Origin of the sequence: Sphingobacteruim zhuxiongii (genome assembly GCF_009557615.1) — a bacterium.
Classification (GTDB): Bacteria; Bacteroidota; Bacteroidia; order Sphingobacteriales; family Sphingobacteriaceae; genus Sphingobacterium; species Sphingobacterium zhuxiongii.
The window spans coordinates 2,402,389-2,426,997 of sequence record NZ_CP045652.1; the positions used below are offsets into that span (position 1 = coordinate 2,402,389).

Here is a 24,609-nt window from a genome sequence, read left to right on the forward strand (position 1 = left end):
TATACGTTCCTCTTCATATTTAAATGGATGAGTTCCTTGTTATGGTCAATCTACCAACCTTTTAAAGCTAATTTTTGAAGTTTGATCGTTGGATCCTGACGGCATTCAATATTGCTAGTAATGCTACTCCTACATCGGCAAATACAGCTTCCCACATGGTCGCTAAACCTCCCGCACCAAGTACGAGCACAATTGCTTTAACGCCAAATGCAAATCCTATATTCTGCCATACGATTGTCTTTGTTTTCTTTCCAATCTGTATCGCTACGGGTATTTTACTAGGTTTATCATCTTGAATTACCACATCGGCAGTTTCAATGGTCGCATCAGAACCTAGTCCGCCCATTGCAATTCCGACATCACTTAATGCAACGACAGGAGCATCATTAACGCCGTCACCGACAAAGGCTACAATTTGATCCTGCACTTTAATTCCCTTGAATCGAGTTACTTTATCTTCCGGCAATAAATCACCATACGCTTGGTCAATACCAAGTTCCTTGGCAACTTGACGCACAACGGCTTCCTTATCTCCACTCAACATCGTTGCTTTCACTCCAAGGCTATGTAGTTTTTCAATGCTCGCCTTTGCATCGGGTTTTATCGAGTCTGCAATCGTTAAAAAGCCTTGATATTGCTTATCATAGGCAATAGCAATCGTTGTGTAGGCAATATCTGCTGGATTAACTGGATAGGCTACTTGATACTTATCCAACAATTTAAAGTTGCCAACCAAGAGTTCCTTGCCATTTATAGTAGCTTTTAAACCGTGTCCAGCGATCTCCTCCACATCCTGCAAAGGCAGCTCTTCTCTTAAAGCGCCGACATATTCATGAATAGCAGTCGCAACGGGATGTGTGCTTTTGCTTTCCAATAAATTGACATAATCCATAATATTAGGCAAGGCAAGCTCGTTTGTCAATTGCAGCTCTTGTACCTTGAACACACCTTCTGTCATGGTTCCGGTTTTATCCATTACCACATGTTTTACCGCGGCAAGGACGTCAAGAAAGTTGCCTCCTTTAACAAGGATTCCGTGACGACTTGCAGCACCTATCCCACCAAAATACCCCAATGGTATCGAAATGACCAGTGCGCAAGGACAAGAAACGACCAGGAAGATCAGCGATCGGTATAACCAATCTTTGAATACATAATCTTGTACAAAGAAATACGGGATAAAACAGATAGCTATGGCTAGAAAGACCACAATTGGCGTATAAATACGAGCAAATTTAGAAATAAAGAGTTCAGTTGCAGCCTTCTGCGCACTAGCATTCTGTACAAGCTCAAGAATTTTACTAAGCTTACTATCCGCATAAGCGGTTGTTACTTCAATCTGCGCTAGAGATTGAAGATTGATCATCCCCGCCAATACCTGCTCTCCTTTGTTCTTAGTATCTGGTTTACTTTCTCCTGTTAATGCTGCAGTATTAAATGAGGCCGTATCTGATATTAACAACCCATCTAAACCTAGCTTTTCACCCGGTTTTAACTGAATAATATCGCCAATTTTTACATCTTTAGCTTTAATCGTTAAGGTCTTTCCGTCTCGTATAATGCTCGCCTCATCGGGCCTTTGATCCAAGAGTTTCTTGATATTCGATTTCGCTCTAGAGACCGCGAGCGTTTGGAAACTCTCCCCAACAGCATAAAATAGCATCACCGCTACTCCTTCTGGGTATTCAGCAATGGCGAATGCGCCGAGTGTCGCAATCCCCATCAGGAAGAATTCTGAGAAGAAGTTCCCTTTTTTAATACTCTTAACCGCATCTTTAAGTACAGGCAGTCCAACCGGTAAGTAGGCTGCGAGGTACCAAGCTAGACGGAGATTGCCATTAAACCAAGGCATCGTCCATAAATTATCGAATCCTAGACCAAGCAACAACAGCAACAAACTAACAATGGATGGTAGAAAGAGCTTGAAAAGACTGCTATTGCCATCAAGGCTATGTTCATGATCATGCCCATCATCCTCGGAGTGATCATGTGGGTGCCCTTCCTCATGCTGATGTTTTTGCGAAGAAGCAGTTTTCAGGGCACTATTCTTCGCTCGGTTTCTAGCATTTGCTTGCTCATAGACTTTCGCAGTCTGGCTACAGATCTCACAAACGCCTGCTTCATTATAGATATGCTGATGTTGCTTTATCATAATATACTGTTCTAATGATGGTTAATGTTCATGACCTTCAGACCCACTTAATACCGCATTGACAAAGAATGCTCCTGATGAAACGACTTTATCTTCTGGTTTTAGAGCCTTAGTACTGGTTACAGCAGCATAATTAGCATCTGTAATACCACGATGAACCTCTATTTTCTCAAACTTATAAACACCTTCTGTTTTATCAAATCCGCGATCAACGAAAATATAATCTTTTCCTTCCTCATTGACAATAGCTTCGACCGGAAGACTCTGCTGCAAACTTGAACCCGCATGAATATAAGCAACTGCCTGCATGCCTTCGGCTAGATGCTGTTTGCTACTTAGTATTTGCGCATGCACCGGAATCGTTCGATTCGCGTCGAGACTCTTATTGATCATAATGATCTTCGCTTGGTAACTCTCTGCACTATTGTTGGCTAAAGTAAACTCGATCTCTTGACCGACCTTCACCATTGGAAGTTCCTTTTCAAACATATTGATTTGCAACAGGATATTGTTATTATCCTCTACAGTCGCTATAGATACCGAAGGGTCGACAAAGTTTCCAATACTGCTATTCAACTGTGTAATATAACCACTTAAAGGACTGCGGACAGCGATGGAGTTGATCAAATTACCATTGACGACCTGAGCTGGTGATATCCCCATTAATTGCAATTGCTTCCGCAAGCTTTGTTGCTGTGCACGCAGGCTTTTTAACTGGGATTCGGCATTTTGCAAATTACGAAGCGATCCCGCTTGCCCTTGGTTCAAGATCTTTTGTCGGTCGACCTCTTTACTTGCGAAATCGATTTGACTCATTACCGATGAATAGTTCTCTTGAACTTGAATGTACTCAGGATTGCTAATGCTCGCTATGGTTTGTCCTTGTTTTACAAAATCGCCCTGTTTGATATAGAGCTTGGAAATCGTTCCAGAATAAACACTATTAATTGTTGCTTTCTTTTCATTCGGAATGATTAAAGAGCCATTGAATTGGAGTTTATTTTCTAAATCACGCGAAGATACTTGGGTATAGGTAATTCCTACGGTTTTGAACTGTTCAGGACTTATTTCGGCGATATTTCCGCCATGTCCGGCTTCCTCGGCGGCATGATCATGCCCGTGATCATGTCCATCGCCTTCGCTATGTGCTTCTTCTTGTGCTGTAGGCTGATTATTGCAGGTTAGGCATAAGGATAGGCTCAGCGCGATGAATAGGCATTTGATATATGTTTTTACTGGAATGCTCATGATTGCTTTCAAAATAAATGTACTTTAATTATTTGGTATTAAACTGTTTGATAGATGACTACCTAGGATATATTTAATGGAATTGACCGTTAGATTGATCTCATAAATGCACTGGATATAATTCATTTCTATACCAATGGCATTTTGAATAGCCGTCAAATATTCGATATAGTCCATATCTCCTACCTCATAGCCCAACTTGCCGGCATTCAGGATATCTCTAGCATTCTGAAGACCTTGAGACTGATAGAAATTATATTGTTCTAACTGCTGCTGATATTGTTTGAGATGGTTTGCCAATTCGGCGCTGAGCTCGCGATTTCGCTGTTCTAATCTCAAGCTATTCGCCTCTTGTTCTAGTTTAATACTCTTCATTCTAGCTTTTGCCCCCGTATTAAAAATAGGGATCGCTACAGCGATATTAGCGGAATGGAATCGATCTCTGGAGGTACGCTCATCGATCAATACCCCATTTTGTACGTCCCGACCAATAAAAGACGTATTCGCATAGCCTATAGTGAAATCTGGCAATCGTTCTTGCTTTTGGAGATTTACTTCTGCATCGGCACGATTAATCTGTCCAGCTAACTGCTTTAATTCAGGGTTGGCAGCAATCAAATCGGCTTGTAGCTTCCCATCAATTGCGTCTACCGCTAAAATGGGATGATCTGCTAATGCTAATAGACTATCGCTTGTAAAAGCGGCAATTTGCATTTTCAAGTTTTCAATTTGAACTTGCTGCTGCTTCCATTGTAACTGTGCTTCCCCTCTTTTAGTTTTTGCCGTTGTCACTTGGATTCGAGGGATATCACCTGCGGAGAATTTGACTTGCGATGCTCTTTCAAACTCTGCATACAAACTATCTATTCGTTTGAGCTTTTCTTCCCGCGCATAAGCATAACTCAGCTCATCATAGGCGTTCGCCAACTGCATCGCCAATACATTCCTAAACAGGTTGTAATCGTTTTCCGCGAGCAATACATCCTGCTCAAATAAGGTTCTACGCGCTTTAAAAACTGTGGGGAAAGGTATCGATTGAGAGACTTCGATATTTTGATCAAATTTCTCGGAATTGTATTGCCCCAGTTGTAATGCTACATTGGTCTTACTAAGTGCTGTTGCTGCAGCAATCAATGCGCGCCGCGATTCGATACTGCGACTAGCCGCTTGCACCTCACCATTCTTAGTGATGCCCATTCTTACAAATTCCGTTTTATCGATGCTTTGCGCTTGTGCAGATAGCCCAAAGCAAGTGAAAAACATCAATAGTAGGGCTTTTGCCTTTGGATTCAAACGCCATTTGCGCTCAAATAAGGTATACAGGATAGGCAGAACGATAAGCGTTAGGATAGTCGCCGTTATTAATCCCCCAATAACGACTGTCGCCAATGGCTTTTGTACTTCGGCACCATCGCCTTGACTTATCGCCATAGGTAAGAAACCTAAACTCGCAACACTTGCTGTCATCAGTACAGGTCGAAAACGCTCTTTCGTTCCTTCCTTAATTCTTTGCCATACGTCTTTCATTCCATCATTTTTAAGATGATTAAAAGTGCCTATTAATACAATACCATTTAATACCGCAACACCGAACAAGGCAATAAATCCAATGCCTGCAGAAATGGAGAATGGCATCCCACGTAACATTAATGCAAATACACCACCTATTGCCGACATAGGAATCGCAGTAAAGATCAGTAGTGCTTGTTTTACGGATTTGAAGGTCGTATACAACAGGAAGAATATTAATAAGAGGGCAACTGGTACCGCCCAGGAGAGTCTTGCATTGGCTTCCTCTAAATTTTGGAAAGAGCCCGCATATTGTAAGTAATATCCACTGGAAAGCTTCAATTGCTTACCCATCTTGTCCTGTATCTCTTTTACGACCGTTGCGACATCTTTTCCATCGGTGATATTGAATCCGATAACCACTCTTCGTTTTCCTTCTTCACGAGAGATCTGCGCAGGTCCATTTTTATATTCTACGGTCGCTAGTTCATCTAAGGGCAATAGGACCCCCGATTTCGTCGGGACAAACAAATGAGCAACATGATCAATAGTCTGTCTATTCTCTTCGTTTAATCGCACTACTAAGTCAAATTTGCGTTCATTTTCATAAACCGAACCTGTCACTCGACCAGCGAATGCGGCAGCGACAATATCATTGACCTGCTGTACCGAAACTCCATTATTGGCTAAACGTACGCGGTCGTAGTTGATTGTTATCTGCGGTAAACCACTGATATTCTCCATTTGTGGTGAACTCGCCCCTGGCACTTGCTTTATCACATCGCTAACTTGCTTTCCAAAGTAAAGCAGGCTGTCGATATTTTCACCAAACACCTTAACGGCAACATCTTGACGTATACCCGTCATCAGCTCATTGCTACGCATTTGAATAGGTTGATTCTTTTCGAAAAATACACCTGGAATTGTCGCTTTTAACTTGGCATATATCGCATCGCCAAGTTCATCATAGGTTCGTCCTGATGTCCAATCATCTTTAGGTTTCAGAATTACCATAATATCGGTTGCCTCAGGCGGCATAGGATCCGTCGGTACTTCCGCAGAACCTGTCTTTCCGACAACCATCTTGACTTCATCAAAGCTTTTTATTACCCGTGAGGCTAACATCGAGGTTTCTATACTTTGATTTAAACTGGTTCCTTTCGGCAGAATACAGTGAAAGGCATAGTCCCCTTCTTTTAAAGTAGGCAAGAACTCTCCCCCCATCTTTGCAAAAAAGAATACAGAAATACCAAACAATAGTACCGTAAATCCGACAACCCAAAGTTTAATAGCAAATGCCTTATGTAAGATTGGTTCATAGCGCTGGTACAACCAATTCATCATCTTAGTAGAGAAAGTTTCCTTTTGCTTGATTTGCTTCGGTAGAAACAAAGCACACATCATCGGGATATAGGTCAACGAGAGGATGAGCGCTCCGATAATAGCAAAGGATACCGTCTGTGCCATCGGCACAAACATCTTGCCTTCTACCCCTCTTAAAACAAGTATGGGGATATAGACAATTAAGATAATAATTTCACCAAAGGCAGCACTTGATCTGATTTTAGAAGCGGATATATAGACCTCTTCATCCATTTCTTTTTGGCTCAACTTTCCATTGAGCCCACGCGTCGCTAAGTGATGCAAGGTCGCTTCCACAATGATAACCGAACCATCGACTATAAGTCCAAAGTCTATGGCACCAAGACTCATCAGATTGGCACTGACGCCGAAGACATTCATCAGGCTGATTGCAAACAATAGCGACAATGGAATCGCAGACGCAACAATTAAACCGGCTCTAAAGTTCCCTAAGAAGATGACTAACACGAAGATGACGATCAGTGCTCCTTCAATTAAGTTGCGTTCTACGGTGCTTATGGCGCGGTCTATTAAGTCTGTACGATCCAAATATGGCTCGATCTTAATGTCATCAGGAAGGGTCTTCTCAATAGTTTTGATACGTTCTTTTACGGCATCGACAACTTCCTTACTGTTCTCTCCTTTCAGCATCATAACAACTCCACCTACAGCATCGACTTTACCATTGTAAGTCATCGCGCCGTATCGTACAGCGCTTCCGAATTTTACATCTGCGATATCCCGGATATATACTGGCGGCTGTTGATCTCTGATAATCGCAATTTGCTTTACATCCTCTAATGAAGTTACCATTCCTACCCCACGAATATAATAGGCCGTTGGTTTCTTATCGATATAAGCTCCTCCCGTGTTTTCGTTATTTTGCTCTAAAGCGGTATAGATATCCGAAATGGAAAGATTATATGCTCGTAATCGCTCCGGATTGACGCTTACTTCGTATTGCTTCAAAAGTCCGCCAAAGCTGTTTACTTCAGCGACTCCCGGCGTTCCATTTAACTGTCTCCGAACAATCCAATCTTGCATGGTCCGAAGATCCATGGTTGAATACTTGCTTTCCGCACCTTCCTTCGGGTGCAATATGTATTGATAGACTTCGCCTAGCCCTGTACTTACGGGCGCTAGCTCGGGACGTCCAACACCTTCGGGAATCTCTTCTTCTGCAAGTTTTAGCTTTTCTTGTAGAAGCAGCCTTGCGAAATAGATATCGACTTCCTCTTTAAAGACGACGGTAATAACGGATAGCCCGAATCGGGAGATACTCCGTATTTCCTCGGTACTGGGAACATTAGCAATAGCTTGCTCAATGGGAAAAGTAACAAATTGTTCGACCTCCTGCGTGGCAAGAGTCGGTGAAAGGGTAATAATTTGAACTTGATTATTGGTAATATCGGGTACTGCATCGATCGGTAATCGGGAAAGACTCCAAACACCCCATACGATCCATCCTAGGGTGATCATCCCAATAATCAGTTTGTTCTGGATACTGAATTTTATGATTTTGTCTAACATGAAAAATTTATTAGCATATAACAATAGCCTCGCTTATGTTCTTAAGCGAGAAACTTTATGAAAATGGTATTATGCTATAAATTTGGGAGGCTGAAATATACAGTCTAAATAGCTTGGGGAATACGCTATGACATAATGGGTATTAAATTCGATAAACTGGTACTCAGTTCGAATATGTTCGTTTAAGTTAATACGATAAGCTACTTGATCGGAAAGCGCCATATGGCAACAGCCGCATACACAGAGAGGAGAGCAATCATGCGAGTCATTATGTGCCTCTGAACTATCATCTAGCGTTGATTGTTCTTGTGCTACGGAATGGTCATGAGAACAGTGTGTTAAGGCACTCGTCACCTGTCCTTCATGTTCAGCATAATGAAAATGATCACCACATGGCACAAACAATAGTGCGATGTAGTAAACGATAAATGCTGTAATCCAGAGTCTCATGAAATTATATAATTCCGTTAATACACAACAAATATAATTAATTGATATTACAATAAAGATACTAGCTTTGATTGAAAACAATTAATTTCCCTATGAAAAGAGTTTTTTTACTTTCTATAGTGTTGACTTTCGCACAGATAAGCTTGGGGCAAGTCGCTGTGATTACAAGCGCGGACGGCTATGCAAATATCCGAGCAAGCGAAACGGGAAACAATAAGATCCTCGATCGTGTGAAAACCTTTCAAGTTATCCTGGCTTTCAACGATGGTATTGGAGTCTCTGAAGTAGACGAAGTCTGGTCGGAGGCCATCGGTGTCCGTAGTCCGATGAGTTTGATGGAAGGAAATAGTATATATGACAATTATATCATGGGGAATATACACACTTCGCAATACAAATCAATAGACGAGTTAGCGGATGCCGATCCCAAAGATTTTCAATTTGAATATACACATCGGCCTTTTACCAAAGAGGGAAAGACAATTAGCTACCATCAGGGTTCGCAAGCCATTGATAAAATTAATGGAGAACATTACTTCGGTAGTGATTGTGGGTTTCCGCAAGAAGAAGTAGTCCGTGCTGTGGCTACCATTGGCAATAAGAAGGTTGAGATTCCTCAAAAATTATTATGGGGTATATTGCACGCGGGACATGAATTTACGGTTAAAACCTTAAAGGGGCATTACTATGTTTATCAAGGCATTGGCGATGGAAGCTGCTTTACCCATCTGGTATGGCATTTTGATAAGAACGGACTTGTACAACGGTTTGTTGGCTTGCCTTATTAAGCATCGGCTTATTCATTTCCGTTTCAACAAATAAACAAAGCCGATGGAACCTTATTCATCTGCTCTGTTATGGATTAATACTGTTTGACAACAAAGTCGTTTAGATAAATCGAGACTTGAATACTCACTATCCTAATTTTGTAACCAACAATTAAAGTTTTTAATAGTGGCTTGGTTTTTGCGCTTTAGGAATTTTGTAATAACCTAATTCAAAGACAGATGAAAAGAATACTTTTTTTAGGTGCTATGTTGGCACTGTTTGGAACATTAACCGTTGGATGTAGCAAAGACGACGGTCCCTCAGGCGAAGTAAAAGACAATTATTTGAAAGTGAAGGTGGATGGTGTAGAGAAGAACTTCGCTGTCGTTAGTGCCAATTGGGTAGAGGGCGGCGGCTCATTATCTATATATGGTATGAATGATAACAAAGAATCGGTTACTATACATGTTTTGTCGCAAACGTCTAGAATACCTGCAGGTCAATATACTTTAGATGATAATTCAGGATATTCAATTACGTCAATTCATAATATTACGAACAATGGAAACCAAGTCAACTCCACTGCTTCGCGTGGTACAGGAGCTCCAGAAGACTCTTTCAACTTAAAAATTGATAAAATTGATAACGGTTCTGCACAAGGAAGCTTTTCTGGTGTCTTAATACGAGTACAGGGATTAACAACATTAGGTTCCGTAGCGCTAACCGACGGGCAGTTTAAAGTTTCTATTAAGGAGAACTAAAAAGAACTAATATATCATAAAAATATTTGTCCCTCTGCGAGATGTAGAGGGATTTTTTATTTATAACATGTCTACCATTTCTGATCGAGACATCCGATAAAAAAAAACAGCAACGAGTTTCTCTCGTTGCTGTAATGAAAAGTGTTAATTGGTTAGTATTACCAGCCTGGATTCTGTCCTAAATCTGGATTAATCACTAAATCGCTGTTAGCAATCGGCTTTAAGTATTTTCGGTCTTCAAACTTTCTGTTTTCATCAACACGCCATAGAATGTGTCCTTTGGTACCCTCTGTTAATTTCGCTGCTTTTCCATCCACGACAAAGTATGATACTCCCTGCTTTGGACTAGACGGCGTCTTACTGACAAAAGAAACATCTGGCGTACCATTACCATCCAAGTCCATTTCATAGTCCATCGCTGGCACATAGATTCCTTTCCATGGCATTTCCAATAAGCGTCCTTTCTTCCAACGCATCAGATCATCATAACGTAAGCCTTCATAACAAAGCTCTATCCCACGCTCACGACGTACTTCCATTAGGTACTTATCACTAACCTCTGGGAAGTAAACCTGTTGCATATAAGGATCTAACGTTTCTGGCTGTTTAGGATTTATTCCTGCGCGTTGTCTTATCGCTCCAATTGTTTGATCCCAAATCGCAGTGTTTCCCGCTAATTGTCCTAGTTCAGCTGCAGCTTCAGCATAGTTTAACAAGACCTCCGCATAGCGTAACATCGTTATGGAATTATAGCCCTCTGTGATACCGTCAAGACGTTTATCGTCTAAGCTAAACTTCAAGATATGATAGCCCGTAAACGTATAGCCAAAGTTTGCAGGTGCTGCTGATCCATCCGAACGCTTATAGCCTAATCCACGTACAGTTTGTGCCAGTCGAGGGTCGCGATCCTTCATCTCTTCAACAAATAGTAACTCATCATAACCAGCTTTATCAGTAAATCGAGTACCATTAGCATTCAAGTAAGTATTGACAAATTGCTTGTTCAATCCCCAACGTGCACCAAAGGTTGCTGAGTTAAATTTCCAAGTGATTTCATGCCAGCGTTTCAACGCATTATTATAGGTATTCGCCCACATTACTTCCGTAGAAACAGGATTTTCACTTGTGAAGATAGTTCTATAGTCTTGCTTTGAATTACCTGTATTATGTAAACTATACTGCTTGGAATCAATTAATTGCTTTGAAGAATTTAAAGCTTCAGTTAACCATTTATCCGCTGTATTTTTCAAGTTCAATTCCGTATGGTACTTTCTATAAGTCCCTTCGAATAAACAGATTCTAGATTTCATTCCTAAGGCAACCCATTTGGTCATCAACGAAGAAGTATTATCCTTTTTATCGCGAATATTTGCTACTGCATAGTCTAAGTCGGCTAACACAGAATCCATTACATTAGCGCGCGGATCGCGTCCCTTATAGAGCATCTCTTTATCATCTGTTGAAAGAGGTTTGGAATACCAAGGCACATCGCCATAATCTTTCACCATATCGAAGTAGAACATCGCACGATATAATCTAGCAACACCTGAATAGTGTTTCCTCGCCTCTTCAGGAATTGAGGGATTATTGTACTTACTTAGGAAGTAATTGATATTTCTAAGTTTTGTCCATGACCAGCCACCTTGATCAATCGGTGTAAAACTCCCGGAGATAAATTTCGGTGAATTGTTCTTGGATGTATACTCTCCCATTTCATCGGCTTGTACGATAGCTAAGCCGGATGGAATAAACTGCTGATAGAACGAATTGGCGTATAACTGCAAATCGGTCTCGGTTGCAAAGAAGTTGTTAGGCACCAATTTATCAAAAGGCTCGCGGTCCAGAAAATCCTTGCTACAAGAAGTTAATAGCAAGCTGGAGATAGCGATTAAACTATATTTAATAGATGATTTCATCATGATAGATTTAGAAAGTAACATTTAATCCGAATGTATAAGTCTTCAACTGTGGATAGGCATACCCTTCTCCCGACCCATTTGTTAAATCGCCGACAGACTTTTCAATTACCTCAGGGTCGAAGTTATCCGTGTGTTTAAACAGTCCTGAGAAGGTAAATAAGTTTTGCCCGCTCACGAACACCTGCACATTTGCCAATTTAGACTTCTGCAACCAGCGCTGCGGAATGTTGTAGTCCAAGCTGATATTTTTCACACGTAGATACGATATATCTTGTAAGTATCGTGTTTGCGGAGCACCTAACGAACGGTCAGCACCTAGCGCTGTATATCCTCTATAGCGTGGGAAATAAGCATCCGGATTTTCTTCAGACCACATATCTTCCATCATTTTCGTTGGTTGATAACCGTAAGGTCGGTTATATGGTCCCCAGAATAAACCTGCTTCTGGCGCAAAGTAATAGTCTCTCTTTCCGATTCCTTGGAAGAAGGCAGATAGACCAATCCCATTCCATCGTCCAGAAAGCGTAAATCCGTATTGGTAACGAGGTGAGTTGTTTCCGATGATACGACGGTCGCCCGGGTTATCTACTGTATTATCGCCACTGTTTATGACACCATCAACTTGTCCATTTGCATCCGGTAAATCTGCAAACTTAAGATCTCCAGGTAACCATACATTATTATTAGAGTTACGGATAAAGCTTTGATCAGCGTGGTTCTTCACGTCATCTTCTGAAGTAAAGAATCCAAGAGTTTGGTAGCCCCAAATCTCGCCTACTTCCTGACCCACATAGTAAGAGTTTAATAATCTATTTGGGTTATTGAATCGAGTGATATGCGATTTGCTATCCCATAACGAGCCATTGATTCCCCAGTTGAAAGGCTTCCCTGCTAGTTCAAATTGGTTATTGTAGTTTACTGTCAATTCCCAACCTTTGGTTGATAAATCGGCAAAGTTTCCATAAGGAACGGCTGCACCAAAGACAGAAGGAAGGGGCTCCCCAATCGTAAACATGTCATAAGTTTGGCGGTTGTACCAATCGAATGTAACATTCAAAGCATTATCAAAGAAACCTACGTCAGCACCTACGTTAAATGTAGTTGATCGTTCCCATGTTAAACCTTCAGGTATTACACCTGGAATAGAAGTATAACTTGGTTGTACGCCACCTAAGATGACGCCAGTCTTAGCAACTGACATTTGCTCCTGATAGCGGTATGGGTTGATGTTTCCATTACCTAGAGAACCATAGGAAGCACGGAACTTCATATTGCTGAATAGTGGTTTAGCTTCTTCAAAGAACGATTCATTGGATACTACCCAACCGGCAGATACCGATGGGAAGAAACCGAAGCGTTGGTTTTCAGGGAATTTAGAAGAGCCATCATAACGTCCGTTCAATTCCAATAAGTATTTATTATCGTAGGCGTAATTGAAGCGGTAGAATAAACCCATATACGCCCACTCATTACCACCACCAACAATATTAAAATTTAAGCCATCCATTAAGTTAAAATCAGGCTTATCCGGAAGGATAATTCCATCACGCTGCGCGTCTAGGTTTTTGAAGGTTTGCTCTTCTACGTTATAACCAAGTAAAGCATTGATCTCATGTTTATCGGCAAACTTCTTTTGGTAATTAGCCGTAATGTTGGCTGCCAAGTATTTCTTACGCTCACCTAGCTGTCTCAATAAACTACGTCCAAAGCGATCGATTACACCCGGCGAATTGCTGTAATTGATAAAGTTATTTGTTCTCGTGTCATCTTGCCAAGTTCTCGAATAGGTTAAATCTCCTTTTAAAGTTAACCCAGCAAGAGGTTTAATCACCACACCTGCGGTATTACGAAGTACCGTATTGTTCAAGTCGGATGCGTTAGTTCCTTCCATAAAGGAAGCGACACCTGTATAAATTGCGGTATGTGTGTAAGAGCCATCAGGATTATGAATAACCGCCATCGGATAACCTTGATGCTCGAATTGGCGCCATATGTTTCCATCGCCATCCGCAAACATCGGATAATGGTAATCATACGAAGAGATTTCCGTATTATTTTGGAAAGTTAACCAGTCAGTAACTTTGATATCTCCCTTACCACGGATATTGTATTTATTGAATTTATCAGGGTTAAATTGAAACAAACCACCTTGGTGAAAGTAACGTCCAGATAAGAAATAAGAAGCTTTCTCACCACCTCCCGAAACACTCATTGCTTGTTCGGTAGCTGGCATATTATTACGATATATAAGATTATACCAGTCTGTATTTCCAAAGTATTCGTAACGATTGGTCGCCTTATTATACACAACATCCTCTCCCGTTGGATTCTCATCATGCTTGCGCAATGCCTCCAAATATTCCAAGGAGAATGGGTAAACGTTGTTCACTGAGATTGGCGTAGATTTGTAATCGTACCAAGCATTAAATGCATCGTTGAAGTTTTTTGCCCATTGGTAGCCATTGGTAACCAATTTAGGCTCTACTACCCGATAATTGATGGAGAAATTGGAGTTATAAGTAACCGTTGCTTTTCCAGCTTTTGGAGATTTAGTGGTAATTAATACCACCCCAAATGCTGCACGAGAACCGTAGATTGCTGCCGATGACGCATCTTTTAGAACCGTTACACTCTCAATATCATTGGGGTTAATCATATTTGGATCACCTTCTACCCCATCGATCAATACTAATGCACTACCTCCAGCACCAATTGAAGTTGTACCACGCACATTAAAGGTTGCACCACGTGTTGGACTTCCATCGACCATTTTTAAATTTAGGTTAGGAAGCGCACCTTGCAACATTCGACTCAAACTTGATGCCGGACGGTTCTCAAGTACCTCGGAAGTTACTTGTGACACAGCACCTGTTAGGTTAACTTTCTTTTGCGTACCGTAGCCGACAACAACCACCTCATCTAAGTCATTTTTGTTATCCAACTGTACTAACACATTGTCTGTATCGCCTTTAACTTGAAAGGTTTTGGTATTGAAACCAACATACGATACAAGTAGCGTAGGATTTTGCTTTGGGGATTCAATGCTGAACCGACCAGCAGCGTCCGTCGCTGTTCCGCGATTGGTACCCTGAATGGCTACTGTCGCATTCTCAATCGGATTGCCGCTGCCATCCACAACTTTACCCTTAATCGTTTGCTGTTGGGCCTCGCTGTGTAGGATTTCAATGCTTAAATTGGATACTTTTCCTGTTGAAGGTAAGGACAAAGCCATTCCCGCCAATAGAAATATTGGAATACATTTTTTCATGGAAAGTGTATGTTAGGTTAACCTACTTTAAGTTGATTTTAAAGTCTAAATGTTTGTCACTGCGGATGAAAGTGGATACAATCTCATAGCTTAATGAGCTTTGTCCAGCATCTGCTGTTAATACTTGTGATGACTCTGGGTACAATACAATTCGCTTTGTTGCATTTCCAGATTTCAATTCTAGCTCAAACGATAAGTCACTATTGTTCTTAATCTCATAGTACTTAGTTGTTACATTGGTCTTTGCATTAGTTTTCTCATGGTAAGCAGGCGACACGCTGATTGATGCATTAACTAAATTGCGAACATGCTCCTCTTTACCAAATAGGTAATCACTAGACCATACAACGGTTCTTCCTGCATCTAATGCTTCACGAATTGCAGCAGCAGAACGATCTTTCGCCATAACAAGCGTCATGGTTCTGTGTACACCCGGCGCACCAATATTGTAATCATGAGCGATTAAGTTGTGAATATCTGTATTTCCGATGATTGTAAGATTGCGGTCTAAAGCCCAATCTAATGCTTTTTTGTGGAAGCCAAGACCATTCACTACTTCAATACCATGTAGTTTTTTCTCATTGTACATCTTCTCTACAAAATCAATCCATTCATAGGATCCTGGTACTTGAGTTGCTTTCCATCCTGGGTGATTCCAGAAGATAAAAGCTTTTTGTGCATAAGCCTTATCAATAGCTTCTTGATCTAATTTGCTGTCATTATCAGAAACAAGCGTATTTGCATCTTGAATAAATAGGGCGTTAAAGTGTCCCGGAGGCGTTTGACGCGTTACTTCCGTTCCTTTGACCAATAAGATATTGTTTTCTTTTGCAAGTTCAATCGCCAAGTCATGCGAGCGATTATGATCTACCTTCACGTCAGCGCTATGTGGATTATACTCCATGTGCTCCGTGTAAGAAATAGCATCTAAACCTTCTCTCCATGCTTCTTGGATACGTACATTCGGCCATACATGTCCGTCAGTAAAGACAGTATGCATGTGGAAATCGCATTTCAATACTTTAAATCCGTTCACATCAGGAATATTTAAAGTTTGACGTTTTGCCGGATAAGCAAATTCTTTCAAGGACATAATTCCATTATCAGTTTGTGCATTTAAGGATACTGCAGCTGATAGCATAAGTCCTAATAGAGTAGATTGAATTTTCATTATTTATATGGTTGAGTTATGCCGACAAAACTAAAGAAGGGTTATTAAGGGAATATTAACTAGATGTTTTCTATTAATTAATAAAATGTAAGGTTTTTAAAACGTTAATGTAAAGTTTGAAAACTTAATCAAAAAAAACATCCCCTGCCGTTATAGTCAGAGGACGCTTCTTTTTTTTATAAAGTATCAATATCAGACTGAGATAAAACGAGTTATTAAGTTCTGAATGGCTGATTTTGATGATAAAATTTCTTGTAGAACAGCTGAGAAATATAAAATTTAGTTTTATTTCCTTATCAAACGATAATGCATGTGAGTCGTCAGTTCAGTGGAGTCAACTTGCAATACTTGAATTTCATACTTATCAGGATCCATTCCCTCAAATAGGCGTATTCCCTTACCTATAAAGATTGGAGTGATATGCAGGTATAATTCGTCAATCAGTCCAGCATTCAGGAATTCTTGGATGGTAATGGCACCTCCCTGTATACGAATATCTTTTCCGTTTGCTGATGCGCGAGCTTTCTCAAGTGCGCTCTCAATTCCATCATTAATAAAGAAGAAGCGTGTTGAACCTTTTTGAATCCAAGGATCCCTTTTTTCATGGGTAAGTACATACACGTCTGCCTCATATAAATCTTCAGCCCAACTGACTTCCCCTTCCTCAAACATTCTTTTGCCCATGATATAAGCACCAGTACGATCGAAAACCTCATTAATCAATTCGCCATCCTTACCATCTTCAGTGCCGCCTTCCATCTTTATTCGCCTCCAAAATGCCTTTTCTTTCATCATCCAAGCATGCAAACGTCCGGAAACACCTCCCATTGGATTGCCCGGTCCGCGCTGCTCACCAGCAAAGTAGCCGTCAAGCGATATCGCACAATCTACTATTATCTTGCTCATAATTCTAAGTTTAAAAGAGTGAATTTAGGGACTAAATTTGGAAAGTGACCTTGTCCTATGCGAAGAAATAAGACGCTGCTGTCCTATTGCCATGTTTGGAAAAACCTGAAAGCCAAGCTTTTTTACCTATATTGGGCTTATGATTAAAAAAGATAGCACCAACATTCTCTTAGTAGTTGCCCTTTTCGTTGTTATATTTATTCTCGGCTATAATTTCGGCGGTACGCTTGTAAAACTCCTTAAATAATCGTCTCCAAACGAGTAGTTCTTACTTCTTCCAACTCCGCATCAGACCACTTGAGTAAATCACTAAGGACTAATACGCCCGTATCTTCCTCATCCTGTTCGTCTAAGTAATACCAGATATCATAGACAACTTTAATAGGTTCTCCTTTTCGTAAGACATGGTATCCTGCCTTTATCAAGTTCATTAAATCCGATCTTTTCATAAGTATAAAACGTCAAAGGAAAGAAAAAAGTTTGTGATGCTGCAGAAGAAATTTAACCTCCCGCTTATAGGATTTCTTTCCCAATTCCCACATACAGTCATTACTCAATTTAATTGCATATTTCCTATTCCTGTACGCCATGTTTATAACAGCAATATTACTACGAATCCTAACAAATTATACGGTACTTTCTAGCGAGTATTGATAACCAAACAAGTCTTCTCCAGGCTATAAAATGAAAGAGGCGATTTTCCTAAAAAAAAACCACCCCTATTTAATCAACTCTGAAACAAAAACTCTTTATTTCAAACTAATTTAGCAGCTATGGATCACTCACTCCTTTTTCGATGACTTGCATCAATAGACTAAACAAAACGGAGACAAAATTTCATCGCTGTTTCCTTTTGCAGCATGATGACCCTCGTAAAACGAGCGAATCTATTCCATTATATCAACGGCAAATTAGCTTGCATATCGACCAATCTCTTCCTTAGATAAGTTTTTCCCTTCATCATTTCCCCGAAAATGGGCATGTTTAGCAAACTAATAGATAGCGAAATGATGTACAGGAAAACATGCAAGGTTGTCTTCAAGCAATAAAAACAAAATTGCTTTTCCCACAACGACCGTATTAACTCATCAAATAATTTATGAAAGGCGAAGATGATTAAAATTTTCATTTGAGTATAAATTCAGTTGATATATAAATAAATTACCACGATGACACCTCATCACGAACAACTTCCCCTTCCCATGATTCATAAACATCTCCCGTGTTACCGGTCGTCACTACCGTCGCCGACCCAACGGCAATGCAATTTTCTAGCTCAATAATAAACACCGAAATTAACGGTTTAATGTACTTTTTCTTGTAAATCTTCTCTTTTCTTGTTAGTACTTCCATATTTTTATCGTTTAAATATCCCCACATATTAACCCCTAGCATTGCGCCTCACCCATTCCATTCATTCCTCATCAATACGCTTAAGAACGTACACAAAGATTGTGTCAATTCTCTTATAAAACAATGATTTACATCATAATTAAATATGTGATTAAATCTAGAAGCGACATTTGAAAGTTAAACAATGTGATTTAAAGAGATAAAAGAACAAATAAAATATATGTAATAATCTATATAAAAGCATTTTATATTCATAAATCTTCTATATATACTTTAAAATATTCAATTATCACTTGCATAGATTACTATTATTTATGTAGAATAAAAACTACTAAACTAATATATTAATGATTAATTATATTCATATTATTTAAATAATGAGTTAAGTCATTTTTATCGCTCAATTAAAGAAACATCTTTGCGCATCAGTAATTACTGAACACACAGAATAGCAACGAAATAGCTTTAATACAATTAGAGTAGAATTATTATGAATTTAAGAAGAACCATGAAGAACAATTGGGTAATCATCAGCATCTTTTGCACGTTGATGTTATGGATGATTTTATCCTGCAGTAAAAATGAAGTCACACCGTCTTTCGGTGATTGCGAAGTGACTGTAAGTGTTAATGACATAACATTTGAGTCACCCAGCAATAGCGGAAGCAAAAGTTCCCTTACTGACACACAAATTAAGCACATCAAACTACAGGATGGCAGTCAACTAATTGCAAAATTGGATCGCACAGATATTCAACCTTCTAGCCTACGCGCAAGCAGCGCATTGAAAGCGACTTCCGTCAACAAAATCGACAAGGGTGTTAAGTATAGGATTTTAATATATGATAAAAACGGAAATTTCAAAGAAACCAAAGTCTATACTGTAGGTTCTGAGAGTTCTGAAGGATCATTTAAACTCGACGGCGGCGTAGAATATAAATTCGTTGCAATTTCTTATGGGAACACAACAACTCCAAGCGCCCCAAGTACAACATCAAAAATTAGTACAGACGTCATAACAAGCTTGGGCCTAACTAATACGTTAAATCATGCCCTATTATATGCAAATGTCAGCTTCACACCAAAATCGGGAGCGAACAATTTAAATCTGGTATTGAAAAACCTCTTGAGTGAGGTCATATTAAACGTGAATACCAGCAGTATTGGCCCAATTGCTGGTGTTACTGCTAGTCTATCGGGACACTATGCAACGATCAACAATATTAAGATGTTAGACGGGACTTTTACCACGAGTCCATCGGCGCAATCCAGAAGTTTTGTTTTTCCACCGGTCAATGTTTCGAGTGTGTCATCGTCCCCTAACATCATTTGTAACGGCAGCAATCCGCTATCGACTTTTAAAGCTACGGTAACCGTGGGGACTGCTTCTCGAACGGTGACCATTAATGGGTTTGAAATCCTTCCGGGATATCGATATTTATTAAATTTGAGCTTTATTCCTTCAGGCATTATTATTGGAACGCGCGTTTGGGCTAAAGGTAACCTGAGCTATTTAAATGGCGTGTACTACAACAGAAGCAATCCCGAGGAAACAGGATATGACTATAGCGCAACGGATTACTGGAATTATGCATCGCCAGAAATCCCACTTTTACCAGCCATGAATACCACACTATTGGCAGAGAGTCCAGCTATCGTTTTTCCGGTCAATGACCCTTGTACTAAAATTGCAGGGGGAAATTGGCGCATGCCGACACTTGCTGATTTCGAAGCATTAGGGGCTCCTGTTGTCGTCGATGCAAAAGGTGTCGAGGGTGGTGTCTTTACCGGGGTACAAGCAAATGGCGTTGGAAACACAACAAACGGAACCAAAGCAGAAGCCGGCTATTTATACTTTACCGGAAAAGATGAAGTTTCGAATACGACAATTAAGCTGAAGTTTTTCGCCGGCGGAGGCTTACGAGGTGTGGTAAGGAACAATATACCATTGAGCGAACCAGGGGTTTCTACCTTTAGAAACTTTGACGCCGTATATCATGCCATCGATAGCCAGAATCCAACGCCAGCAACGAATAGAGATGGTGTCCCTGCGGCGCTCCAAACCTATCTCTACGCTCCACCAATCTTCTTGGCATTAAACGAAAACAGCAGTAAACAGTTCAATTTCTTATCGCATCGCTTTGTACATACTGGCCCGGATCAATCTGAACAATGGGCTCGACGTGACAGCCGGTTTCCAATACGCTGCGTTAAAGATTTATAGCAGCAACGCAATCTGCTCCTTATAAAATATAACATTCTTTTAAGCGGGATGCTATCACCATAGCATCCCGCAAAAGTTAATAGCGACTTTCTTTTTGAGGGCATGTTCTATGCCCGGGTTAGCAAGTTAGGTTTCGCGGTCTTCTCAGGACCGCGCACCTACTATTTAAAGTTAACTTTTTTTATCAAAAAATTAATTCAATCCAGAGTGACACGCAAGACCTAGCGATTTACCCTACTCTACAGCCATCCTAAGAATTCTCAACTTGATTTTCCCTACATCCCCTGAGAATCCTTCAATTGCTCATATCGATAGCACCTTCTGAAAAATAGAAAAGAATAGAGGAATGCAAACAGCATTAGAAAGAAACTAAAATTATACAACACAAGGATTAATCCAATGAAATAACAGACTCCACAAACCTTTAAAACCATCAAAGGTTTGTTTCCAATATTAGAGATCAGGGTTCGGATTGCCAATATAAAAATCAAACTAGCAAGAATAAAAAACAGGCAGGAAACAATTGGGAGATTAATGCTCGAAAAGATGAATTCCGGAATCAGCAGTATACACAAGAAAGGTACTGCTGCCCAATAACGCTGACTAACAGATAAAGGAAAATTAAGCACGAATCTCATTTTAGATCGTTGAAACAAGAAATCTCGATAAACCAACATGGCATTGACCGAGGCAAGACTGAGCGCGAGGAAGCTAATAAACCGAGTATCAAATTCTTCCGGATTCAAATGACTCAACCTAAAAGCGACCAGCAAGAGCAGAATGCCAATCGATTTAACGATAAGAATAAGCCCAGAACTACCCCTACCTAAAGCAAGCAGATTTATAGTAAACATAGGCCAGTTCGGCCTTATCATCCAAGCTAATCGCGTACTGATGTTTTCATTAAGGCTATACCTAAATGCAAAACGATCAAATACTAGCATGCTTATTATAGCGATACTGATACTATATATTGCGACTAGCCAGCCTTTGAAATCGTGATATAAAATGCTGGCAACAAAAGCGGCGTAAATACTATAAAGGAGTATTGGCAGATTGATTACGAGAAAAACAATAGCCAATCGCTTCCATCGCTTCCCCTTCGTCAAGATAAAGAAGCTATGCTTTAGAAACTGATTTTTTGCCGTCCGCAGTTCTTCGCGCATAAAGTTTAGTGCAAATAAAGCGTATAGCGTTGCAAATACTACAAAACCTAGCATAAAGATCGGATCCATCGCTACCTGTATAGAGAGAAACAAACTCCAAAAGTCTCTGCTATTGAATAAGAATACTCCAGCGATTTGCATAAAAAAGAAATAACTGAAGATTAAGCAGAAGCATATGATAAAAAGTTTCGCATACTTTTTATAGAACGTCTTTCCAAACACAAGGGCTAAGGTCCTTAGCATGTACGAAGGTATTGCGAAAGGTCTACAATCTGTGTAGCAATTGGAAGTGAACCCAAATGAGCTGTTAAGGGGACCGTACATCCTGTTTTTTGAAATGTAACTAAGTGATCTTTTAGGCTATCCATAGCTTGCAAATCGAGCGTAATAAAGGGCTCGTCCAGCAGCAAGACTTTGGGTTTACCGATCATCGCTAATATGAGCGATAGCTTTTTAAGCATACCACTCGAATACTCCGCTATCCGCTGAAATTCAATATATGCTGACATTTGAAATTCATGTAACAGTGTTTCGATATTTATAGCCTGTTCCTTTTTTCTTTTTTGTAAAAATCGATAAGCTGTCGTCCGGTTAGAAAATCAGGATAGACAGGCTCTGTTGGTGCGTAGTTTACATAGCTTAGGTAGCGACGGGGATTTCGCTTCAATGAAACTTGATCGATTTCTATCTCTCCTTTGAAAGATGATAGTCCGGCAAGACATTTCAATAAGGTTGATTTACCAGCACCATTTTCCCCTCGTATCCAATAGACTTCAGGAAGGAATTCCAATGCTGGAATATCAAGAAAGGGACGCTTTGTATAGGACTTTTGGAAGTTGGAAATCTTCATCTTCAAGCAAACTTAATTCATTAGCTACAAACAAGGTAAAACATAAAATCTCTTGATTTATAATTTTAATATGTTTTAACTTTTACGGATAGTATGGCGCTAATTACGGCTAGCAAGAAATGAAATAATGAAAGGCTATTTTATCTTAGGTTTTTAGATTAGAATACCCAAAAATAAGAGCCCCACATTAATGTGAGGCTCCTTTAAACTTTAAATATATTTGAATATACAAGAGAGTTCTTCTTACGATGTTGGATTATTTATTGCTCTAATGCAACGAACATTCCTTCCTTCACTTTTGTTAGCATTCGGGTAGGTCACACTTCCCCAAGAAAAAATCCAAGCGATTTTCGACATAGAAGATTGAACTGATTTACCTTGTGATGCATTCTGCGAAGTAGAAGTCCAGTAGTGACATTGACCTGCTGCCAATGCTCCAAGAAATACTCCAGCAGGACTATCAGAAATACCGCCTGAAGTCGTTCGATATCCTCCGAAAGAGATATAAAGGCGATTATCGTCATATGCATTATTTGTAGGGTAACTAGCTGTTTTATTCCAATAAAATCCGTAATCAGCACCCACAAACAAGCCCATTCTCTCCTCTCTTCCGTCTGGCTGATTCATGGACTGCCAAGTTGGTAAATCCGGCATCTTCCATGTTCCTGCCGGGTAAAGCAACGCACATGCATCAACATTCGAGGCTGGACTCGTTGGAGTTTGCGACATAAAGTTCCAGAAATCTTGATCCTTAGTATCAACGTCAGTACCTCCAGGCATAGATTTTAATCTGTATTTATCTAATTTACTTGCATTGTAAATTAAATTCGTTCTTGCCCAATAAACCCCCTTTACTAACACCGGGGACTCAATTAATCTTAATGAAGCCACGTGCCTTGCTCCGATAGCAGGCGTTACAGCATTCGCTACGGTGTAAGATAAAGAAGTGAAAGTACGCTCACGGGCATCGTCTAATCTAATTTTTAATGGACTAAACTTAACCTTCAAGGTAGAAGCAGCGATTGCTGCCGTATTCAATGTAAAGAAATTAGCAACCTTAACAGCCGAACCCTCAGTTGTATTATCAACCTTCATAGCCGAACCCAATACAGAAGCAGTCACAGTGGTAACGTTTGAAAAATTACCGGTGCGAGCATCCAAATCTCCCATGGTCATTAAAGCATTACCCTGAGACGATGCATCTCCTAAAGAAACCGACGTTCCGTCATTAATCGTTGCAAACATTCCTCTCACGTTGACTTTCGCTTGGATATTTGCAGTTTTCCGTTTGAAAACAATACCCAGAAAATTTGAGCCTGCAACTGTAGTAATCGTCCCTGACGCATATAAAACATCCTTATTTGTAAGGCTAGCTTTCGCAACTTTTCCATACGCATCTATGTTAGGTACACCGGCGGTTTCATTTATAGAAAACGCGTACCATTTGTACGTCCATCCTTTGTAAACGTCGATGAGAGGATCCGTTCCCGTCGTTCCCACTTTATTATGAACTAAATTATTATTTTGATCATAAATCAAAATTCTGTATTTGACAGTGCTTGCCATTGGCGAGTTTGTCGCTTTGATACCTTGCGAGGTCGCGCTTGTATTGCTTGATGAAAGTTTTATATTTTCTAAGCCTCTCGCCGAGGAATTCTCTTCCAGACTTACTAAAGCATCGACAACCCCCGAAGTAGACATCACTTCCTTATTTGATAATGACGTCTTTGCGGATAACTGTGGCTTCGAAGAGCTGCTCATTTCCGTAATTTTGATTTCATCATCAATACCACTCACGTTTACTTTTAATACTGTTCCATCTTGCGGAGCATCCCCATCTTGCTTCGACTTTTCGCAACTCGTAGTAAGGAAAAAAAAGGAAGTCATAAACAATAGTTTTATGACATGTGATTCGAAATTCCCTAATAATATTTTCATTTTGGTCTGTTTAAATTTTTTAGATAATAATTGC

The 24,609-nt window shown here is 40.1% G+C and carries 17 protein-coding genes; 3 read left to right on the forward strand and 14 right to left on the reverse strand.

The genetic code is table 11. The features are described 5' to 3' along the window. Positions 1-67: 67 nt before the first annotated feature. The 4 genes from GFH32_RS10245 to GFH32_RS10260 all read right to left on the reverse strand — a co-directional run bounded on the left by GFH32_RS10245 (position 68) and on the right by GFH32_RS10260 (position 8,251). The gene (locus GFH32_RS10245; protein WP_153511524.1) at positions 68-2,152 is read right to left on the reverse strand and encodes a heavy metal translocating P-type ATPase; all 2,085 of its coding nucleotides are present in this window, start codon (positions 2,150-2,152) and stop codon (positions 68-70) included. Positions 2,153-2,173: 21 nt separating this feature from the next. Continuing rightward, positions 2,174-3,400, reverse strand: coding sequence for an efflux RND transporter periplasmic adaptor subunit (locus tag GFH32_RS10250; protein ID WP_153511525.1), 1,227 nt, complete (start codon positions 3,398-3,400; stop codon positions 2,174-2,176). Positions 3,401-3,424: 24 nt separating this feature from the next. After that, entirely contained in the window at positions 3,425-7,801 is a 4,377-nt protein-coding gene (locus GFH32_RS10255; RefSeq protein ID WP_153511526.1) for a CusA/CzcA family heavy metal efflux RND transporter, read from the reverse strand. Between the two features lie 69 nt (positions 7,802-7,870). Beyond that, positions 7,871-8,251, reverse strand: coding sequence for a hypothetical protein (locus GFH32_RS10260; protein ID WP_153511527.1), 381 nt, complete (start codon positions 8,249-8,251; stop codon positions 7,871-7,873). A 92-nt stretch (positions 8,252-8,343) separates the two neighbouring features. On the opposite strand from GFH32_RS10260, the gene GFH32_RS10265 reads away from it, so the two are divergent. Continuing rightward, positions 8,344-9,039, forward strand: coding sequence for a hypothetical protein (locus tag GFH32_RS10265; protein ID WP_153511528.1), 696 nt, complete (start codon positions 8,344-8,346; stop codon positions 9,037-9,039). A 219-nt stretch (positions 9,040-9,258) separates the two neighbouring features. Continuing rightward, on the forward strand, positions 9,259-9,780 hold the full coding sequence (locus GFH32_RS10270) for a hypothetical protein (RefSeq protein WP_153511529.1): 522 nt from the start codon (positions 9,259-9,261) through the stop codon (positions 9,778-9,780). 158 nt (positions 9,781-9,938) lie between these two features. On the opposite strand, the gene GFH32_RS10275 is transcribed toward GFH32_RS10270, so the two are convergent. The 6 genes from GFH32_RS10275 to GFH32_RS10300 form a co-directional block, all read right to left on the reverse strand. Beyond that, the gene (locus tag GFH32_RS10275; RefSeq protein ID WP_202111290.1) at positions 9,939-11,699 is read right to left on the reverse strand and encodes a RagB/SusD family nutrient uptake outer membrane protein; all 1,761 of its coding nucleotides are present in this window, start codon (positions 11,697-11,699) and stop codon (positions 9,939-9,941) included. A gap of 7 nt (positions 11,700-11,706) precedes the next feature. Beyond that, positions 11,707-14,967, reverse strand: a complete 3,261-nt coding sequence (locus GFH32_RS10280) for a SusC/RagA family TonB-linked outer membrane protein (RefSeq protein ID WP_153511530.1) — start codon at positions 14,965-14,967, stop codon at positions 11,707-11,709. A gap of 22 nt (positions 14,968-14,989) precedes the next feature. Then, entirely contained in the window at positions 14,990-16,138 is a 1,149-nt protein-coding gene (locus tag GFH32_RS10285) for an Sb-PDE family phosphodiesterase (protein WP_153511531.1), read from the reverse strand. Positions 16,139-16,423: 285 nt separating this feature from the next. Then, positions 16,424-17,044, reverse strand: a complete 621-nt coding sequence (locus tag GFH32_RS10290; RefSeq protein WP_153511532.1) for a dihydrofolate reductase family protein — start codon at positions 17,042-17,044, stop codon at positions 16,424-16,426. Between the two features lie 239 nt (positions 17,045-17,283). Beyond that, positions 17,284-17,493: a hypothetical protein gene (locus GFH32_RS10295; RefSeq protein ID WP_153511533.1), complete on the reverse strand. Its 210-nt coding sequence runs from the start codon at positions 17,491-17,493 to the stop codon at positions 17,284-17,286. Positions 17,494-18,205: 712 nt separating this feature from the next. Next, a complete protein-coding gene (locus GFH32_RS10300) occupies positions 18,206-18,397 on the reverse strand; it encodes a hypothetical protein (RefSeq protein ID WP_153511534.1) in 192 nt (63 codons plus the stop codon). 508 nt (positions 18,398-18,905) lie between these two features. On the opposite strand from GFH32_RS10300, the gene GFH32_RS10305 reads away from it, so the two are divergent. Next, positions 18,906-20,621 (forward strand): hypothetical protein, encoded by a 1,716-nt coding sequence (locus GFH32_RS10305; protein WP_160366899.1) that lies wholly within the window; start codon positions 18,906-18,908, stop codon positions 20,619-20,621. Positions 20,622-20,896: 275 nt separating this feature from the next. Here GFH32_RS10305 and GFH32_RS10310 read toward each other — a convergent pair whose 3' ends face one another. From GFH32_RS10310 to GFH32_RS10325, 4 genes are all read right to left on the reverse strand, one after another. Further along, positions 20,897-22,030 (reverse strand): hypothetical protein, encoded by a 1,134-nt coding sequence (locus GFH32_RS10310; protein WP_160366898.1) that lies wholly within the window; start codon positions 22,028-22,030, stop codon positions 20,897-20,899. Continuing rightward, complete coding sequence (locus tag GFH32_RS18510) at positions 22,024-22,329, reverse strand: ATP-binding cassette domain-containing protein (RefSeq protein ID WP_409994062.1); 306 nt, start codon at positions 22,327-22,329, stop codon at positions 22,024-22,026. Before GFH32_RS18510 ends, GFH32_RS10310 begins: the two co-directional genes overlap by 7 nt. Further along, a complete protein-coding gene (locus GFH32_RS18515) occupies positions 22,326-22,637 on the reverse strand; it encodes an ABC transporter ATP-binding protein (protein ID WP_153511538.1) in 312 nt (103 codons plus the stop codon). Before GFH32_RS18515 ends, GFH32_RS18510 begins: the two co-directional genes overlap by 4 nt. 243 nt (positions 22,638-22,880) lie before the next feature. Then, positions 22,881-24,575 carry a hypothetical protein gene (locus tag GFH32_RS10325; protein WP_153511539.1) on the reverse strand — a complete coding sequence of 565 codons (1,695 nt, stop codon included), beginning with the start codon at positions 24,573-24,575 and terminating at the stop codon, positions 22,881-22,883. Positions 24,576-24,609: the final 34 nt, after the last annotated feature.

Bases quoted from the DNA above. Each gene is read 5' to 3' on its own strand.
- GFH32_RS10270 (WP_153511529.1), top strand. From the start codon at position 9,259: ATGAAAAGAATACTTTTTTTAGGTGCTATGTTGGCACTGTTTGGAACA.
- GFH32_RS10295 (WP_153511533.1), bottom strand. From the start codon at position 17,493: ATGAAAAGATCGGATTTAATGAACTTGATAAAGGCAGGATACCATGTC.
- GFH32_RS10275 (WP_202111290.1), bottom strand. From the start codon at position 11,699: ATGATGAAATCATCTATTAAATATAGTTTAATCGCTATCTCCAGCTTG.
- GFH32_RS10255 (WP_153511526.1), bottom strand. From the start codon at position 7,801: ATGTTAGACAAAATCATAAAATTCAGTATCCAGAACAAACTGATTATT.
- GFH32_RS18515 (WP_153511538.1), bottom strand. From the start codon at position 22,637: ATGAAGATTTCCAACTTCCAAAAGTCCTATACAAAGCGTCCCTTTCTT.
- GFH32_RS10310 (WP_160366898.1), bottom strand. From the start codon at position 22,030: ATGCTAAGGACCTTAGCCCTTGTGTTTGGAAAGACGTTCTATAAAAAG.
- GFH32_RS10280 (WP_153511530.1), bottom strand. From the start codon at position 14,967: ATGAAAAAATGTATTCCAATATTTCTATTGGCGGGAATGGCTTTGTCC.
- GFH32_RS10260 (WP_153511527.1), bottom strand. From the start codon at position 8,251: ATGAGACTCTGGATTACAGCATTTATCGTTTACTACATCGCACTATTG.
- GFH32_RS10250 (WP_153511525.1), bottom strand. From the start codon at position 3,400: ATGAGCATTCCAGTAAAAACATATATCAAATGCCTATTCATCGCGCTG.
- GFH32_RS10300 (WP_153511534.1), bottom strand. From the start codon at position 18,397: ATGGAAGTACTAACAAGAAAAGAGAAGATTTACAAGAAAAAGTACATT.
- GFH32_RS10325 (WP_153511539.1), bottom strand. From the start codon at position 24,575: ATGAAAATATTATTAGGGAATTTCGAATCACATGTCATAAAACTATTG.
- GFH32_RS10285 (WP_153511531.1), bottom strand. From the start codon at position 16,138: ATGAAAATTCAATCTACTCTATTAGGACTTATGCTATCAGCTGCAGTA.
- GFH32_RS10265 (WP_153511528.1), top strand. From the start codon at position 8,344: ATGAAAAGAGTTTTTTTACTTTCTATAGTGTTGACTTTCGCACAGATA.
- GFH32_RS10290 (WP_153511532.1), bottom strand. From the start codon at position 17,044: ATGAGCAAGATAATAGTAGATTGTGCGATATCGCTTGACGGCTACTTT.
- GFH32_RS10245 (WP_153511524.1), bottom strand. From the start codon at position 2,152: ATGATAAAGCAACATCAGCATATCTATAATGAAGCAGGCGTTTGTGAG.
- GFH32_RS10305 (WP_160366899.1), top strand. From the start codon at position 18,906: ATGAAGAACAATTGGGTAATCATCAGCATCTTTTGCACGTTGATGTTA.